This window comes from Leptothoe sp. LEGE 181152 (assembly GCF_032906605.1).
In the GTDB taxonomy this organism is placed as follows: Bacteria; Cyanobacteriota; Cyanobacteriia; order Phormidesmidales; family Phormidesmidaceae; genus Leptothoe; species Leptothoe turfae.
Genome location: NZ_JASATU010000067.1, coordinates 66057 through 81658 on the forward strand (window position 1 = coordinate 66057; position 15602 = coordinate 81658).

The following is a 15602-nucleotide window of genomic DNA, read 5'->3' on the forward strand; positions in this document are numbered from 1 at the left end:
GTTAAAGTTACATGGAGGGTGCTATCTTATGAGAAAATAATTCTCAACTTAATGAACAGTGTGGTTCGCAATGCGATCACACGTTTTTTCTTTTTTGGGATTATTGCATGTCTATGAAAGCTGGCGATCGCGTACGGGTTTCCACTCCTGTTGTTCTGTTTCACCATCCTCAACACCGAAATCAACCTCACAATGCTGAGGGCATGGAAGGAGTCATCAAAGAAGTCTTAACTGACTGGAAAGGACGCCCCATTAGCCCTAACTTTCCAGTCGTGGTTGAATTTGCCATTGAAGGTGCCAAAAGACCGTTCAAAGCTCACCTGTCATCAGCAGAATTAGAAGTACTCTAGCATCTCCCTCAACAGTTACCGCTTAGGCTAGCTGAGCCGTTGGCTAACACTTTAATGGTATGTCAGCATCCTACTCTCTAGCCAAACCATCCTCTCTTAACTCCAACAGTCTCCTCAGGTACGACTACGACAAAACCAACTAAAGAAAGGGATATCGTTTTTCATTGCAGCGAGCTCTGTACGATGTTTTTCAGCCGTGTCGTAGTACCACTGGCAATAGGCTTCAAAGTCATCACGGTATCTAACCTCCTGACGAAACTCGTAGGCAATTTGTTGTAGTTGAATCGATTCACCAACATTCGTTGCGGGAGGTTCTAAAGAACGTTTGAACATACTCGAGCTAGTCAGAAAGTTAAGGTGGAGGTCAACGTTTAACCTTGCATAGTCTGAAAATCATGTGGGGAAACAGGTGCTACTCACCTCACTATAACCAGCCCCTCAGACGATAGATCCCGAGTCCTATATATTCCTTAAGAGCTCTTGTAAAAAAGTGAAGGGCTTCGGTGTCAGGCAAGACATTGAGAAATGTCCCTGGGGAAATTCCTCGCATCTGATCCAGAGATTCCTGAGCAACCCAATAGTCAGTAGGAGCTGGCGTCACATCAAACCCCTGCTTCTCAAAAATTGCGACAGACCTGGGCATATGGATAGCTGAAGTCACTAGTAAAATGTTGGTGATCTTTTTCTGGCGCAGGATTTTCGCTGTTTCTACGGCATTTTGGTACGTATTTAAGGATACATTCTCTAGCACAATACTGCGTTCAGGCACGCCCATTGTTTTCGCGATCGCAGCCATATCCTGAGCTTCTGAACCACCCTCATTACCTTGCCAAGAGACACGACCACCGCTAAACAAAATCGAGGGAGCCACCCCCTCTTTATAGAGCTTGACACCATACAAAATACGGTCACCTGCTTCTAAAACTTCGACCCAAGGACGAGGTGGGGACTGAGCGCGGGTGCTCCCACCTAGAACTACAATCACTTCAGCGGCGGGTACAGGGTCTAAGGGCAAGTATTGCCATTCTAGGGTTTTGACAAAGGTGACCGCAATTAAAGGATTACTGCTGCAAAAAAGGATGAGTAAGGCGGTTGCGATCGCAAATAAAGACCGGCGAGGAAACTTCCACAGCGAAACTAGAGCTATCAATAGGAGCAAACAGCTCAATCCCAACGGATAAATCAGTAAAGGAAGGAACTTCGATAAAAAGAAAAACATAGTAGTAGTCCATCAAGGGTCAATTGTTGAGTAGATGGAATCACCGAATTAAAAAATGTAATAGCCATCATGCTACCCACCGTCTATCAACTTTTTTAAACTTGATGGATATTAGCGCTGCCGCCGCCGCAAATGACGCCGCTCACCGCGCCAGCGCAATTTAGGTAACTGCAACATGGGAGACAAGGTCTGCCCATCTGCTTTAGGCATAGGCTCTCCTCCTGGTGCATACCACCAGGCAGACACTAAGCCACCTGCAAAACCACCCACAGCCCCGAACAAAATACTGACCGTTACTGGATACCCTAACAACACAAAGACCAATAGAAAGACCAGCCAAATCCGCAACGCAGCTGGCACAATCAAATCGGTCATGTCATTAATAATTTTTTTTCCTTGAGGCGTTTTCATATCCGTCGTAAAACAGGGCTGAATAGTTAACGCCTATACTATACTGGCTGCCATTAAAAAGCCCGGTTTCTTTAAAACCCCCGACTTCTTAGAGAAATCAGAGGTTTTAATAGCTGTGCTAAAAATTAAGCTTATTGAGCCAAGAAACTAATGTGATAAATCTCACTTTTCCAAGGATGATTTTGCACTTCTTGCAAAACGACTTTGCCGTTCCAAGGCATATCAATCACATTCAGGCTCAACTCCACTTTCTGCCCCTTAGCATTACGTATCAGCGCTTCAACTTCACGGGTATTTGCCTTGAGGGATACCGAGTTAGTGCCATCGTGGCCATAAAGTACAGCCGGCATCACACCTGCGCGACGTAAAGCCCCAGGTTTTTCATTATCTGCACGCTTACTACAGTCGAGAGTCAGTTCCATTATAATTATCCGATCGATGAAAAAAGAAATTGTTGTCCGTCCAACTTTTTAGGCAGCCAGTCAGCCTACAATCGAGTTTGCACTGGCCTCAAACCTTTGCGATACGGCATCTGCCCAGTAACACCGTAATTTAGAGCTTTATCATCCTAGCGTTTGGGGGCCAATGATCATAATCTAAGCCACCTTAAATGCGCCACCGTTCTCATAGAGCAGGGCACGCTTTGGACCATGGATTGGATCTTCCACAATAATTGTCTGATCGCGGCTAGCACCCAACGACACAATGGCAATGGGAACTTCCATCAGCTTGGCCAAAAACTCTAGATAATCAAGAGCCTGTGAAGGCAGGTCCTCTAGTTTACGACAGTTCGCTGTGGATTGTTTCCAACCTGGCATCACCTCATAAACCGGCTTACACCGAGCAAACTGACTAGCACTACCCGGCAAATCATGGCAGCGTTCACCATCTAACTCATAGGCAACGCAAACCTTAATTTCGTCCAGCTCATCTAAAACATCCAGCTTGGTAATGGCCAAACAGTCTAAGCCATTAATCCGGACAGCATAACGACCAATCACAGCGTCAAACCAGCCGCAGCGACGCTGTCGACCCGTCGTCGTACCAAACTCGGCCCCACGCATACAAAGAGCATTGCCCATTTCATCCAATAGCTCAGTGGGGAAGGGTCCTTCACCTACACGAGTTGTATACGCCTTGGCAACACCAATCACGCGATCAATAGCAGTTGGGCCAATACCGGAACCAATACATGCACCACCGGCAACTGGGTTGGATGATGTCACATAGGGATAAGTACCGTGGTCGAGATCTAGAAGAGTTCCCTGAGCCCCTTCAAACAGTACATTTTTACGCTTTGTCAATGCATCGTATATGTGCAAAGAGCTATCAACCACATGGGGGCGTAATCGCTCAGCGTAAACCTCATACTCCTGGAATACTTCCTCTGCATCGAGAGGTGGAAGATTATAGAGCTTTTCTAGAACAATATTTTTGTAGCTAATTGTCCAATCTAACTGATCGCGAAAAGCTGACAAATCCATTAGATCGCAAATGCGAATCCCTGTGCGCTCTGACTTGTCCGCGTAGGTGGGACCGATACCACGCTTTGTAGTGCCGATCTTCTTACTCCCTCGACGTTCCTCAGAAGCCTGATCAATCAGCCGATGATAAGGCATGGTCACATGGGCAGTTTCAGAAATAAAGAGATTTTTACTGGAAACTCCCAGGCCATCTAACTTATCAAGTTCAGCTATCAACTCCTTAGGGTCGATAACTGTACCACTACCGATCAAACACTCCGTATCACGGTACAAGATGCCCGATGGGATCAAGTGCAGCTTAAAGGTCTGATCTTTTACAACAACAGTGTGTCCTGCATTGACACCACCTTGATAACGGACAACCACATCTGCTGATTTACTAAGCAAATCAGTGATTTTTCCTTTACCTTCATCGCCCCACTGGGCACCAATTACAATAACGTTTGCCAAGGGAATCTCGCGCGTTAGAGTTCAAACAAATCACAATTATGATGAGGCAAGGTAGCTAGTGTCAACAAATGCAACATAAACCTTGGTCGTAGTAAAAAAATAAATTCCGCTAACTTGCGCGCTACTTTCTCAAACCCCAAAGGTTAACTAAAGTTTAAGCTCATCAGGGTTTTGAAGTTTTTTTTAGGCAAAAAATTAAATCCTGAGGTAAAACTTAATTTAATAGGCATTTCACACTTTTTTAATTTTTGTTTCAACGTTGTAATTTTTGATCCCCGCGTAATTTTGAAAGGGTCGTGGGGTTGTCGTTGCTCTCGCAACATTAAGCAATTAATTTTTTTCACCAATCCACCCAATACATTGAGACATCATGAGTCTTTATGCAGAACTCCATCGCCATCTGGGGGGCTCTGTCGTACCCAGAATCCTGTGGCGCTACTTTCAGAGAAACCGTCCTGATTTAGCTGAGCGGTTTCAAAATTATGCCGAGTTTGAGCAATTCTACATTCAACCCAAGGACTCTCTAGAAGAGTATTTGGAGCTACATACCCTCGTAGAAAGTGTTCAAACTCGCGAAGCACTGCCTTACTTTATCTATCGTCTAATTCGAGGAGCCTACATCTTCGAAAACCTGGCTTATCTTGAATTGCGCTATACGCCGTTTTATCGCACACCCCACAGCATGAGCGAGCGGGAGCGCATGGACATGATGGCGGAGATCGTTGAGATCGTTGGTCGTGCCAGTGAACAAACCGAGTATCCAGTCGTGACTCGGCAAATTCTATGTATGCACTCCCGTTTGCCCTACGAAATCAATCGAGCCACCGTTGATCTGGCAGCACAGTACCCAGACTATGTCTGTGCCATTGACATTGCGGGTGGAGATGCAGCCTATCGAGAAAAGCTGGATGAGATTGTGCAGCTATATCGCTATGCTCAATCGTTGGGGATCAAGACAACGGGACACCTCTATGAAACGTCCAATGGCTGCTATCCAGAGCTGTTGCCCTATCTGATGAGGATTGGCCATGGTATTCAGATCCCGCTACATTATCCAGAACTGCTCAAGGATGTAGCGGCGCGGGGACAATGCTTAGAAGTCTGTCCGACGACCTACTGGCAAACGGGTACCCTCGATGAAATTAGTCAGCTGAAAGAGGTCTTTAGCCGCTGCTTTGACGCAGGTGTGGATATTGCAATTTGTACGGACAACGCTGGGTTGCACAATGTGCGACTGCCCTTTGAGTATGAAAACCTGCTAACTCAGGACGTCATTGGTTTTGATGGCCTGCGAGCATGTCAAGAAGCTGCGTTTCGTCATGCTTTTGCCTGGCCCCACCAAAAGCAGCCAGCGTCTATGCTGTCGGATATGATGCAGGGTCGTGCAGCCGTCCGATAGCGGTTTTACGGAAAGGGAGATTTGGCCTTGAAGTTTGAGTTTTAAGTATTGAATTTTGAGTTGATGTCCTGGGCTTGCCAGAAAAATCTCAAAAGGATCAAACTTAAAACTCAAAATTCAAAATTCAAAACTACCTAACAATCCTAGATAATAGGTAGGCTTTGTTGAAACCTACGAAAAATCACCCTCTTTCTATATCCATGCGTACCTTATACTGCGGTCAGCTGCGGGCCGAGCATATCGATAAGACTGTTACCCTGTATGGCTGGGTGGATCGCCGCCGTGACCATGGTGGTGTGATTTTTCTAGATTTGCGCGATCGCGATGGTGTTGTGCAAATTGTCAGCGATCCCGAACGTACCCCGGCCTCCTATCCAGCGGCTGATCAGGTACGTAATGAGTATGTCGTAAAAATTGAAGGCCGGGTTAGCCAGCGTCCACCCGAGTCATTGAACCCTAACTTGCCAACGGGGCAGGTAGAAATTTACGCCGATAGCATTGAACTCCTCAGCGCCGTGCGTAAGCAACTGCCGTTTCAAATTTCAACGGCGGAAGAGGAAAATGTGCGTGAGGAACTGCGGTTAAAGTACCGCTATTTAGATTTGCGACGAGAGCGCATGAGTCGTAATATCCGCTTGCGCCATGAGGTCATGAAAGCGATTCGTCGTTTTCTTGAAGACCAGGAAGGATTTGTTGAAGTTGAAACTCCAGTCCTCACCCGTTCTACGCCAGAAGGGGCACGGGACTATGTACTGCCCTCACGGGTTAATCCAGGCGAATGGTACGCGTTACCCCAGTCGCCTCAGCTATTTAAGCAGCTACTGATGGTAGCAGGCCTGGATCGCTACTACCAGATTGCTCGCTGTTTTCGCGATGAAGACCTGCGCGCCGACCGCCAGCCAGAATTTACTCAGCTGGATATGGAAATGAGCTTTATGGATCAAGAGGAGATCCTGGCGCTCAATGAAAGTTTAGTGGCCCATATTTTCAAGGTCGTGAAGGGCATCGACCTGCCGCTGCCGTTCCCCCGCATGACCTATGCCGAGGCGATGGATCGCTACGGTAGCGATAAGCCGGACACTCGCTACGGACTGGAGCTGGTTTCAGTCTCTGACATTGTTAAAGACTCTGGATTTAAGGTGTTTTCCGGCGCTGTCAAGTCTGGCGGTCAGGTAAAAGTACTACCGATTCCTGGCGGTAATGATGCCATTTCGAATGTGCGCATTAAGCCCGGCGGTGATGTGTTTAAGGTGGCCACTGATGCGGGTGCTAAAGGATTGGCCTACATTCGTGTTCGCGAAGGTGGGGAAATCGACACCATTGGAGCCATTAAGGACAACCTCAGTGATGAGCAAAAGCAAACGCTGCTAGAGCGTACCGGTGCTGAGGCTGGCCACCTGCTGCTATTTGGTGCCGGCCCCACAGCCACCGTTAATGCCGCCCTGGATAAAGTCCGCCAGGCCATTGCCGCCGAGCTAGATCTGATTGATCACGACAAGCTCAACTTCCTCTGGGTGACAGACTTCCCCATGTTTGAGTGGAACGCTGATGAAAATCGCTATGAGGCATTACACCACCCATTTACAGCGCCCAATCCTGAGGATATTGATGACCTAACAACGGCTAGAGCCGTGGCCTATGACCTGGTGCTCAACGGCTATGAGATTGGCGGTGGCAGTCTCCGTATCTATCAACCCGATGTACAGGCTAAAGTATTTTCCACCATTGGCCTCAGCGATGAAGAAGCCCGCGAAAAGTTTGGCTTCTTTATGGATGCCTTTGATTTTGGTGCACCGCCCCACGGTGGCATTGCCTACGGTTTAGACCGATTGGTGATGCTCATGGCGGAAGAAACGTCGATTCGCGATGCGATCGCATTCCCCAAAACCCAACAAGCCCGCTGTCTATTGACCCAGGCACCATCCAAAGTAGATGAGCGTCAGCTCAAGGAATTGCAGGTGAAGTCAACCTATAAGCCAAAGGAAAAGGAAGAAAAATAGGGAAAATGAATGTTGGGTCGTGTTTATGTCGTGTTTATCGTGACCCAACATTCACTCTCCTCCCTTCACCCCCTCTTCCACAAATCTACATCCGCCGCTCCAACAACCTGCGCTACGATCAGGGAAATTACCCTCAAATAATCGCTCTGTATGGTCGTAGTGGTATTTTTGATTCTGATAGGCCTACTGCCACCAGCTCTATCAGTTTGGGCAACGTATCGAGCCGAACGACGAGTCATTGAACGATTTGACTTTGCCATAGAATCAGCCCAATACCCCTCAGTTCACCCGTGGCGACGACGAGATCCAGATGAGCATTATATCGACGGCATTGGCTTGGTGATTGGTGATATCACCTGTCAGCTCAATGCCCGTTCTCCCCATATTCGCTGTGCCGTTAATCCCATGGGGCCATGTGAAGGTTGCCGCTCCTATGAAGGACGTACTTATGAACCCATGGCCCGATGAACCAACGGCCTAGGGACCGTTCATTGAACAGCTATCACCCAAGGCACTAAGCCACCGGATCGGCAATGGATTGGGTCCATGTTTCTGGTTCTGACATCGCTGGTGCAGGCGCGATCTCATCCATGGCAGAGGGATTGCCAGAGCGCTTTGCGGCGGCTTTGATCATGCCTAAGAAAAGTGGGTGAGGGGCATTGGGTCGGGATTGAAATTCGGGGTGGAACTGACTGGCAATAAAGAAAGGATGGTCGGGCAGTTCGACAATCTCCACTAAACGTCCGTCGGGGGAGGTGCCGCTAACCACATAGCCTGTTTCTAAAAACAGATTGCGGTAGGCATTATTAAACTCGTAACGGTGGCGATGACGTTCGTAAATGACTGGCTGGTCGTACAGCTGACTGGCGAGGGTACCTGGCTCTAAACGACAGGCATACAAACCTAAGCGCATAGTGCCCCCTAAGTCCACCACATCCTGTTGCTCCGGTAGGAGGTTAATGACTGGGTTTTCACTTTCAGGATCAATTTCAGCACTATTGGCTTCAGATAGCTTAGCTACATTGCGAGCCCATTCCACCACAACACATTGCATCCCCAGGCATAAACCTAAGAAGGGAATGCCCTGTTCTTTGATGTATTCAATGGTGCGAATTTTGCCATCGATGCCACGACTGCCAAAGCCCCCCGGTACCACAATGCCGTGAACACCTTCTAGATAGTCAGCCGGATCGTTCGCTTCAATGTCTTCTGAGCTGATCCAGCGGATACTCACTTCAGCATGGATTGCGATCGCAGCGTGCCTCAAAGCTTCTACCACCGACAGATAGGCATCGTTCAAGCTGACATACTTACCAACAATGGCAATATCCAAGGTTTGGGTAGGCGTGTATAGCCGCTCCACCAGGGTGGACCACTTGTCTAAGGCGGGGATGCGATCCTCTAAATTAAGCAAGCGAATAGCCTGTTCTGCCAAGCCTTCCTGCTCCATCAGCAGAGGCACTTCATAGATGCTGGGGGCATCATTTGCCGCAATCACACAGGCCTCGGGCACATCGCAAAAGTCCGACACCTTAGCCTTGATGTGCTCGGGAATCGGCTGGGCACAGCGACACACCAAAATATCTGGCTGCAAACCAATGGACCGTAGTTCTTTAACCGAGTGTTGGGTGGGCTTGGTTTTAATTTCTCCTGCCGCCGGGATATAAGGAATCAGCGTCACATGCATGTAGATAACATTTTCGCGCCCCACATCTTTACGGAATTGGCGAATGGCTTCTAAAAATGGTAGCCCCTCAATGTCGCCTACGGTGCCACCAATCTCCACGATCACTACATCGGGGTTGCGGTTTTGAGCAACCCGACGAATCCGCTCTTTGATTTCATTGGTAACGTGGGGGATCACCTGCACAGTGCGTCCATTGTATTCACCCCGCCGCTCTTTATTGATGACTGCTTGGTAAATCGAACCGGTGGTGACACTATTGAGACGCGACATAGAGGTATCGGTAAATCGCTCATAGTGACCCAGATCCAGATCCGTTTCGGCACCATCTTCCGTCACAAACACTTCTCCGTGCTGAAACGGACTCATGGTGCCAGGATCAACGTTAATGTAGGGATCCAACTTGAGGATAGACACCGAATAGTCGCGGGACTTGAGCAAACGGCCTAAACTAGCCGCGACAATGCCTTTACCAATACTGGAAACGACACCACCCGTGACAAACACAAACTTAGTCATAATGCGATCGCAAAGCGGAGATTGGATAATTATGCAAACCCAAAACAACCAGGTTTCAATTTAAAAACCAGGCCGTTAAAAGTTGGATGCAGTGGACCCCGTTAATTGTGCCATAGCCTCAGAGGGCCAGATTATTCCCTCGATGGGAGAGAAATACCTGGTTTTACCCCTGAGCAATCAGAATGAGTTTGACCCGTTAGTTGATTAAAACGTAACACTCTCTTTCTATTCGTCCTTACATCTAGTCGTAAAACCTATAGGGGGAGCAACAGCCGCTATAATTTCGCCCGTGGGTTGAATAGAGGGTAAATCACCATGGCAAATCGTTGGAAAACATTGGCGGGGGCATTAGTACCCGCATTAACATGCCAGCTTGCAATTGTTCACCCAGCCATGGCTGAATTATTTGTTGCCTATCCACCGTCCACTCACACTACCGTATCAGATCGAATTTTCTTTATTGGCACCGGTGCCCCTGACAGTGACGTTTTAATTAACGGTACCCCTATCACCGACCGCAGCTCAGCCGGACATTTTGCCCCCACAGTACCCTTAGCCATCGGTCAGAACCAATTCACCATTACCCAAGGCAGTGAAAGCATCACGTTTAACATTACCCGTGATTCCTTAGAGCCTCCTCAGATCAATGGCATTGCCTTTGCAGAAAATACATTAGAGCCTAGCCGCAGTATTGCTCGTCAGCCAGGAGAATTGGTGTGTTTTGAAGCCGTTGCTCCACCTCAAGCCCAAGTCGCCGTTAATTTAGCCGGTCAGAGCATCGCTCTTAGGGTTCAGCCTGGCAGCTTTGAGCTACCTCCCAACTATGCTGTACTAACTGAACAAACTGAGCCCTATGCACTCAATGCTGCGCAGTATGGCGGCTGTGCCACCTTTAATCAACCGGGAAGCTTTGGCACCCCCGAATTTCAGCTCACCCTCAATGGGCAAACAATCACCCAGGCGGGTAGTGGCTCCATAGAGATTCTCTCTCCCACCTCTTTTCAAGTGGCAGAAGTTACCGTAGAGTCTGGCATTGCTCGCACTGGCCCTAGCACCGATTATTCTCGTCTAACACCACTTCCCCAAGGCACCAGCGCTACTGTTACCGGTCGTGAAGGGGATTGGGTGCGTCTAGATTACGGCGCTTGGATTCGGGCATCAGAAGTCTCGCTTTCTCCTAGTCCTGTCCCAGTCACAACAACCATTCGCGGCATCAGATCCCGTCAAGTAGCAGACTGGACTGAGGTCATCTTTCCGCTACAGGTGCCAGTGCCCATGACGGTGGAACAAGACACCAACAGTCTGACCCTGATTTTACACAACACGGTGCCCCAAACGGATACTATCTTTTTCTCTGATAACCCAGTGGTGGAACGGATGGACTGGCAGCCCATTTTGCCAGATAAGGCTTCCTATACATTCCATTTTAAGACCGATCAACAGTGGGGGTATAAACTGCGTTATGAAGGAACAAATCTGATTCTCTCGCTCAAACATCCGCCCGCCATTGATGCCACTGTCGCACCACTACAGGGCACAACAATATTGCTTGATCCTGGCCATGGCAGCAGTGAAGATCTGGGTGCCCGTGGCCCCAATGGGTATCCCGAGAAAGATGTTGCACTATTAATCTCTAAGTTAGTAAGAGATGAACTAGAGGTGTTGGGCGCTGAGGTTGTGATGGTGCGCGAAGGCGACGATGATTTGTTTCCACGCGATCGAGTTGCTGTGATTGAGGCAACAGAGCCCACCATGGCGCTAAGCCTTCATTACAACGCACTGCCTGATAATGGTGATGCCCTCAATACAGCAGGCATTGGCGCATTTTGGTATCACCCCCAGGCCCATGATCTGGCATTATTTTTGCACAACTACTTAGTAGAGACGTTAGATCGCCCAGCCTACGGTGTCTATTGGAATAATTTAGCTCTCACAAGACCCAGTGTGACACCAAGTGTCTTACTAGAGCTGGGCTTTATGATTAACCCCTATGAGTTTGAGTGGATTGTTAATCCAGAATCACAGCAGCAACTCGCTAAAGCGTTAGCGAATGGAGTCGCTGAGTGGGTAGTCAATCAATGAGGAGGATAAGGGTTATGGTGATGTTGATGATGCAGTACCTGAATTTTGATTTAAACATTATCCAAGGTTGTTTAGCTGCTGAAACTCTGACTGTGAGAGACTAATCGTTGCGCTGGCTAAGTTCTCTTTGAGATGGGCGATCGACGTTGTTCCTGGAATTAGCAAAATATTGGAGGCCCGATGCAACAGCCAAGCCAAGGCAATCTGTGTCGGGCTCATATTATGGGCGTTGGCGATTTCACGTAGAGTTCCCTCAGCATCCACTAAGGGAGAACCAGGTCTGAGTGGATGGGCGGCCAGGGGACCGTAGGCAATGAAGGCAATCTGATGGGCAGTGCAATAGTTGAGGATATCTTCGTGGGTGCGATCGAGCAGGCTATAGCGATTTTGTACTGAGGTAATAGGTGCGATCGCTTCAGCTTCCTTGAGCTGAGCCAGGGTGACATTTGAGACACCAATATGGCGAATTTTACCTTCCTGTTGTAGCTCGGCAAGCGTCTGAATCGATTCGGCAAAAGGCACTTTGGGGTCAGGGCGGTGCAGCTGATAAAGGTCAATACGCTCCAGATTGAGCCGTCGTAAACTGCCCTCAACACCTTGCCGCAAACTCTCTGGTCTACCATCTGCTTGAATATTGTCAGGTGCAGGCTTATTGATCCCTCCCTTGGTAGCAATGACTAAACCCGCAGGGTAGGGATAAAAGGCATCAGCGATAATTTCTTCGTTATGACCAGGGCCATAGGCCTCAGCCGTGTCGATCAAGTTAACTCCACGGTCTACAGCGTGGTGCAGCAATTGTTTACCGCCTTCCCAATCTGCATAGGGGCCAAAGTTACCGGGCTGTCCAGTCAGGCGCATGGCCCCATAACCTAAGCGGTTGATAGGGAGATCACCACCAAGTAAAAAGTTCAGAGGGTTAGAAGTGGAAAAGAAGGGAGACTCCATGGGTTTAAGACTAATAGCTTTAAAGTTTATGTTGACGAGGTTGCCTATCTTTTTAGAAATAGGTTGTTCTGTTCCTGTTTAGGGGATGATTTTGCGATCGCGAGGATCCTGAAATAGTTATAAAAACATCTCCTCACCATCTACAACAGAATGAAATCCAACTACATCATGTTGATAAATTCACTATGACAGGATCAACTGATATTGTGTAGACGATTAACAAAAATAGCTGTTATTCATTTTATGCATGAGCAAATCCCTTGATCGCCTGACTCTTCTGGAGACCTTTGTACGCATTGCCGATGCAGGCAGCATCAGTGCGGCTGCTCGCGATTTGGGGCTGTCGCAGCCCTCTGTCAGTCGTCAGTTGGCAGAGTTAGAGACTCGTTTTAAAACTCAACTCATGCACCGGACGACCCATAGCCTGTCGTTAACTGTGGCCGGAACTGAACTGCTCGCCGATGCTCGTCAGTTGCTAGACAGCTGGGAAGCCCTTGAAGAAAGACATCTTGACGCCCAAACCACCCCCCGAGGCAAAATTAGCGTGGTTGCTCCCATCGCCCTGGGACAAAACCAACTACTGGATAGCATGCTGAGATTCCAGCAACAACACCCTCAGATTTCGCTAGTTTGGCAATTGCAAGATAGTAATATTCGCTTTGCCGAAGTTGGCTGTGACTGTTGGATTAAAATCGGCCCTGTCCCTGACGACTCCCTAAAAGTTGAGGCCCTTGGGCAGGTAGAGCGTATGATTGTTGCTTCGCCTCAGCTACTGGCAAACTATGGCTCAATCAATAAACCGCAGGCATTGGGGCAGCTTCCCTTTGTTGTGCTGACGCCCTTTGAAGGCGATCGCATTCCTTTGTCGAATGCCAAAGGAATGCAGGTTTTAGTGACTCCTTTTGCCCAAATGACCACCAACAGCATCATCGCCCTGCACAAAGCTACTCTTGCGGGCATGGGTGCATCAGTCTTGCCTCGCTGGTTTATTGAAGAAGACTTGGCTGATCAGCGTTTGGTGGATATTCTGCCGCAATGGCGTGCACCAAGGCTCACCATTCACGTGGCCACCTTACCAGGGCGTTACCAACCTCAACGTTTGCAACGCTTCCTCGAATGTTTGAGGATCGAAATCGGCAAAATTCCTGGCATTCAGAAACCCGATCGCTAAGGGAGCACTGGGTGATTGTGCGTTTAGTACATCAGTAATTTGATTTAAGACCCATGTTTCTTTTTCAGCGTAACAATTAATGTACAATCATTGCGCTTGAGAAAAGATTGTAAGAGCCAACAACACTAATGCTCTTGCGTGGTGTAGATTGATAAATCCTAATCGCAATGCTTATATTATTTTAATAGCCTTTGATAAGCTGACGCTGTGAAACAAGCCCCTTTTGGAACTAAGAAACAGTCCTCAAGCAGCGCGATAGCGATTGACTTCACCAAAGACAGCGAGATTTTACAGGTTTTGCCCTCTGCCTCGCTCCTTTCAAGCCAACCAAAACAATGGCATGGGGTTAACCTAAGCTACTATCAACATCGTCCCCATGAACTTCCTGAAACTGTCTCCAATCAGCATTTGGTTTTAGTTCACCTAGAGACTCCAACCTGGGCTGAACAGAGGTTAGATACCCAGTTTCAAGAAGATCACTTTCAGGTCGGCGACATTCTCATTATTCCAGCCCAGATGCCCCACTATGCTTGCTGGGATACAGAGCATCGCTATCTGATTCTTAGTCTTGAACCAACCGCATTTCTCAGTGCGGTGCAATTAACGGGAAGCTGGGATAGCGCTGAACTAGTGCCCCATTTCGCAACAGCTGACCCGTTAATTCATGGAATAGGATTAGCCCTAAAAGCCGAGCTTGAGTCAAGTGGCTTAGGGGGGCAGCTTTATGCAGACTCCCTCTGTACCGCGCTGCTTAATCACTTAATTCGCCATTACACTGCACAAAAACCAATACTCCCAGCTCAAGCAGGTGGACTGCCAAGCTATCGATTGCGGCAGGTGCTCGAATACATTGATGCCTATCTGGATCGCAAACTGTCTTTAGCTGATCTTGCGGCTGTCGCTCAAATGAGTCCAAGCTACTTCACTCAGCTCTTCAAAGCATCGACTGGATTCACACCGCATCAATATGTGATTCAGCATCGAGTTAAGCGGGCGAGGCAACTTCTCGTTGAAGGGAAGCTACCAATCGCAGAAGTTGCTCTCCAGGTCGGCTTCGCCCATCAAAGTCATCTCAACCGCCACTTTAAGCGATGGTTTGGAGTCACGCCAAAGACATTTCTTAAACATCTTCTGTAAGAACGTGCTAAAAATCGGAGAAATTGGCAAGAAACCAAGAGTGAACCATATGCATACTGTAAATGCTCAGGTAATGATGGGTTTGACAGATTAAGCTTAAATATTTGGTTCAGAAATGAATGGCTTACAGTTTGGAGGCTCACTTCCAGAAGTGATGAAGTATTGGCTTTATGCAATTCATCCAGCCTGGATGTGGGTTGTGTTCGTCTTGACGATTTACGCACTTTACTTAGGATTGCAATCTCATCGTGCTCGCAAAGCGACTGGAGAAACAAAGAAAACCTTAGTTAAACAAAAGTTTTCTCAAAGACACTATCAAAGCGCAGCATTACTTTTAGCTCTTATGACAACAGGAAGTATCGGTGTTTTAGGAATTGAATATCTTAATAGTGGCAAATTATATGTCGTCCCTCATACCATCGTCGGGCTTGTCATGACAGTTTTGATGGCTAATGCCGCAGCCCTAGCTCCCTTTATGCAAAAAGGAAAAGAGTGGGCACGTCAAATTCATATGGCTTTTGCATTCTCAATTACAGGTCTGTTTGGCTGGCAGCTTATTACGGGATTTGAAGTCATTTTAGAGATTATTGGTGAGTATAAGCCATAGAGGTCAGATGGTTTCTCTGTCTAAAAGGAACTAAGTCGATTAATGACTTTCAAGGGTGAAAAAACTCAATCAACACTATATTCATCAGCCTTTACAGAAACCTATCTGTGCGATCGCTAACCCTTTCACCAATAGCGACTCGTC

15 protein-coding genes are annotated in these 15602 nt (G+C 47.9%); 8 read left to right on the plus strand and 7 right to left on the minus strand.

The genetic code is table 11. The features are described from left to right. Nucleotides 1-107: 107 nt before the first annotated feature. Nucleotides 108-350: a ferredoxin-thioredoxin reductase variable chain gene (locus QGP82_RS32580; protein ID WP_006518275.1), complete on the plus strand. Its 243-nt coding sequence runs from the start codon at nt 108-110 to the stop codon at nt 348-350. A 114-nt stretch (nt 351-464) separates the two neighbouring features. On the opposite strand, the gene QGP82_RS32585 is transcribed toward QGP82_RS32580, so the two are convergent. The 5 genes from QGP82_RS32585 to QGP82_RS32605 all read right to left on the minus strand — a co-directional run bounded on the left by QGP82_RS32585 (nt 465) and on the right by QGP82_RS32605 (nt 3914). Continuing rightward, nucleotides 465-683, minus strand: a complete 219-nt coding sequence (locus QGP82_RS32585) for a hypothetical protein (RefSeq protein WP_163663395.1) — start codon at nt 681-683, stop codon at nt 465-467. A gap of 91 nt (nt 684-774) precedes the next feature. Beyond that, nucleotides 775-1569, minus strand: a complete 795-nt coding sequence (locus QGP82_RS32590) for a YdcF family protein (protein ID WP_163663397.1) — start codon at nt 1567-1569, stop codon at nt 775-777. Between the two features lie 111 nt (nt 1570-1680). Then, on the minus strand, nt 1681-1980 hold the full coding sequence (locus QGP82_RS32595) for a hypothetical protein (protein ID WP_163663399.1): 300 nt from the start codon (nt 1978-1980) through the stop codon (nt 1681-1683). Nucleotides 1981-2111: 131 nt separating this feature from the next. After that, nucleotides 2112-2402, minus strand: a complete 291-nt coding sequence (gene rplY, locus QGP82_RS32600; protein ID WP_499062102.1) for a 50S ribosomal protein L25 — start codon at nt 2400-2402, stop codon at nt 2112-2114. A 174-nt stretch (nt 2403-2576) separates the two neighbouring features. Then, nucleotides 2577-3914 (minus strand): adenylosuccinate synthase, encoded by a 1338-nt coding sequence (locus QGP82_RS32605; RefSeq protein ID WP_163663403.1) that lies wholly within the window; start codon nt 3912-3914, stop codon nt 2577-2579. A 370-nt stretch (nt 3915-4284) separates the two neighbouring features. Here QGP82_RS32605 and QGP82_RS32610 point away from each other — a divergent pair, with 370 nt between their 5' ends. The 3 genes from QGP82_RS32610 to QGP82_RS32620 all read left to right on the plus strand — a co-directional run bounded on the left by QGP82_RS32610 (nt 4285) and on the right by QGP82_RS32620 (nt 7781). Further along, complete coding sequence (locus QGP82_RS32610) at nt 4285-5313, plus strand: adenosine deaminase (RefSeq protein WP_006518281.1); 1029 nt, start codon at nt 4285-4287, stop codon at nt 5311-5313. Nucleotides 5314-5513: 200 nt separating this feature from the next. Then, on the plus strand, nt 5514-7313 hold the full coding sequence (aspS, locus tag QGP82_RS32615; RefSeq protein WP_163663404.1) for an aspartate--tRNA ligase: 1800 nt from the start codon (nt 5514-5516) through the stop codon (nt 7311-7313). Between the two features lie 150 nt (nt 7314-7463). Continuing rightward, entirely contained in the window at nt 7464-7781 is a 318-nt protein-coding gene (locus tag QGP82_RS32620) for a DUF6464 family protein (protein WP_284681674.1), read from the plus strand. A gap of 46 nt (nt 7782-7827) precedes the next feature. Here QGP82_RS32620 and pyrG read toward each other — a convergent pair whose 3' ends face one another. Next, nucleotides 7828-9516, minus strand: coding sequence for a CTP synthase (gene pyrG / locus QGP82_RS32625; RefSeq protein WP_163663408.1), 1689 nt, complete (start codon nt 9514-9516; stop codon nt 7828-7830). A 315-nt stretch (nt 9517-9831) separates the two neighbouring features. Here pyrG and QGP82_RS32630 point away from each other — a divergent pair, with 315 nt between their 5' ends. Next, a complete protein-coding gene (locus QGP82_RS32630) occupies nt 9832-11598 on the plus strand; it encodes an N-acetylmuramoyl-L-alanine amidase family protein (RefSeq protein WP_499062104.1) in 1767 nt (588 codons plus the stop codon). Between the two features lie 57 nt (nt 11599-11655). On the opposite strand, the gene QGP82_RS32635 is transcribed toward QGP82_RS32630, so the two are convergent. Beyond that, nucleotides 11656-12543 carry an aldo/keto reductase gene (locus QGP82_RS32635; protein ID WP_499062105.1) on the minus strand — a complete coding sequence of 296 codons (888 nt, stop codon included), beginning with the start codon at nt 12541-12543 and terminating at the stop codon, nt 11656-11658. A 247-nt stretch (nt 12544-12790) separates the two neighbouring features. Here QGP82_RS32635 and QGP82_RS32640 point away from each other — a divergent pair, with 247 nt between their 5' ends. The 3 genes from QGP82_RS32640 to QGP82_RS32650 all read left to right on the plus strand — a co-directional run bounded on the left by QGP82_RS32640 (nt 12791) and on the right by QGP82_RS32650 (nt 15458). Further along, nucleotides 12791-13714, plus strand: coding sequence for a LysR family transcriptional regulator (locus QGP82_RS32640; protein WP_499062106.1), 924 nt, complete (start codon nt 12791-12793; stop codon nt 13712-13714). Nucleotides 13715-13921: 207 nt separating this feature from the next. Beyond that, nucleotides 13922-14851 carry a helix-turn-helix domain-containing protein gene (locus QGP82_RS32645; protein ID WP_499062107.1) on the plus strand — a complete coding sequence of 310 codons (930 nt, stop codon included), beginning with the start codon at nt 13922-13924 and terminating at the stop codon, nt 14849-14851. Between the two features lie 115 nt (nt 14852-14966). Next, nucleotides 14967-15458, plus strand: coding sequence for a DUF4079 domain-containing protein (locus QGP82_RS32650; protein ID WP_499062108.1), 492 nt, complete (start codon nt 14967-14969; stop codon nt 15456-15458). Nucleotides 15459-15602 lie beyond the last annotated feature (144 nt).

Coding starts and splice junctions, on each gene's coding strand:
- QGP82_RS32580 (WP_006518275.1), top strand. CDS start 108: ATGTCTATGAAAGCTGGCGATCGCGTACGGGTTTCCACTCCTGTTGTT.
- QGP82_RS32585 (WP_163663395.1), bottom strand. CDS start 683: ATGTTCAAACGTTCTTTAGAACCTCCCGCAACGAATGTTGGTGAATCG.
- QGP82_RS32590 (WP_163663397.1), bottom strand. CDS start 1,569: ATGTTTTTCTTTTTATCGAAGTTCCTTCCTTTACTGATTTATCCGTTG.
- QGP82_RS32595 (WP_163663399.1), bottom strand. CDS start 1,980: ATGAAAACGCCTCAAGGAAAAAAAATTATTAATGACATGACCGATTTG.
- rplY (WP_499062102.1), bottom strand. CDS start 2,402: ATGGAACTGACTCTCGACTGTAGTAAGCGTGCAGATAATGAAAAACCT.
- QGP82_RS32610 (WP_006518281.1), top strand. CDS start 4,285: ATGAGTCTTTATGCAGAACTCCATCGCCATCTGGGGGGCTCTGTCGTA.
- aspS (WP_163663404.1), top strand. CDS start 5,514: ATGCGTACCTTATACTGCGGTCAGCTGCGGGCCGAGCATATCGATAAG.
- QGP82_RS32620 (WP_284681674.1), top strand. CDS start 7,464: ATGGTCGTAGTGGTATTTTTGATTCTGATAGGCCTACTGCCACCAGCT.
- pyrG (WP_163663408.1), bottom strand. CDS start 9,516: ATGACTAAGTTTGTGTTTGTCACGGGTGGTGTCGTTTCCAGTATTGGT.
- QGP82_RS32630 (WP_499062104.1), top strand. CDS start 9,832: ATGGCAAATCGTTGGAAAACATTGGCGGGGGCATTAGTACCCGCATTA.
- QGP82_RS32635 (WP_499062105.1), bottom strand. CDS start 12,543: ATGGAGTCTCCCTTCTTTTCCACTTCTAACCCTCTGAACTTTTTACTT.
- QGP82_RS32640 (WP_499062106.1), top strand. CDS start 12,791: ATGAGCAAATCCCTTGATCGCCTGACTCTTCTGGAGACCTTTGTACGC.
- QGP82_RS32650 (WP_499062108.1), top strand. CDS start 14,967: ATGAATGGCTTACAGTTTGGAGGCTCACTTCCAGAAGTGATGAAGTAT.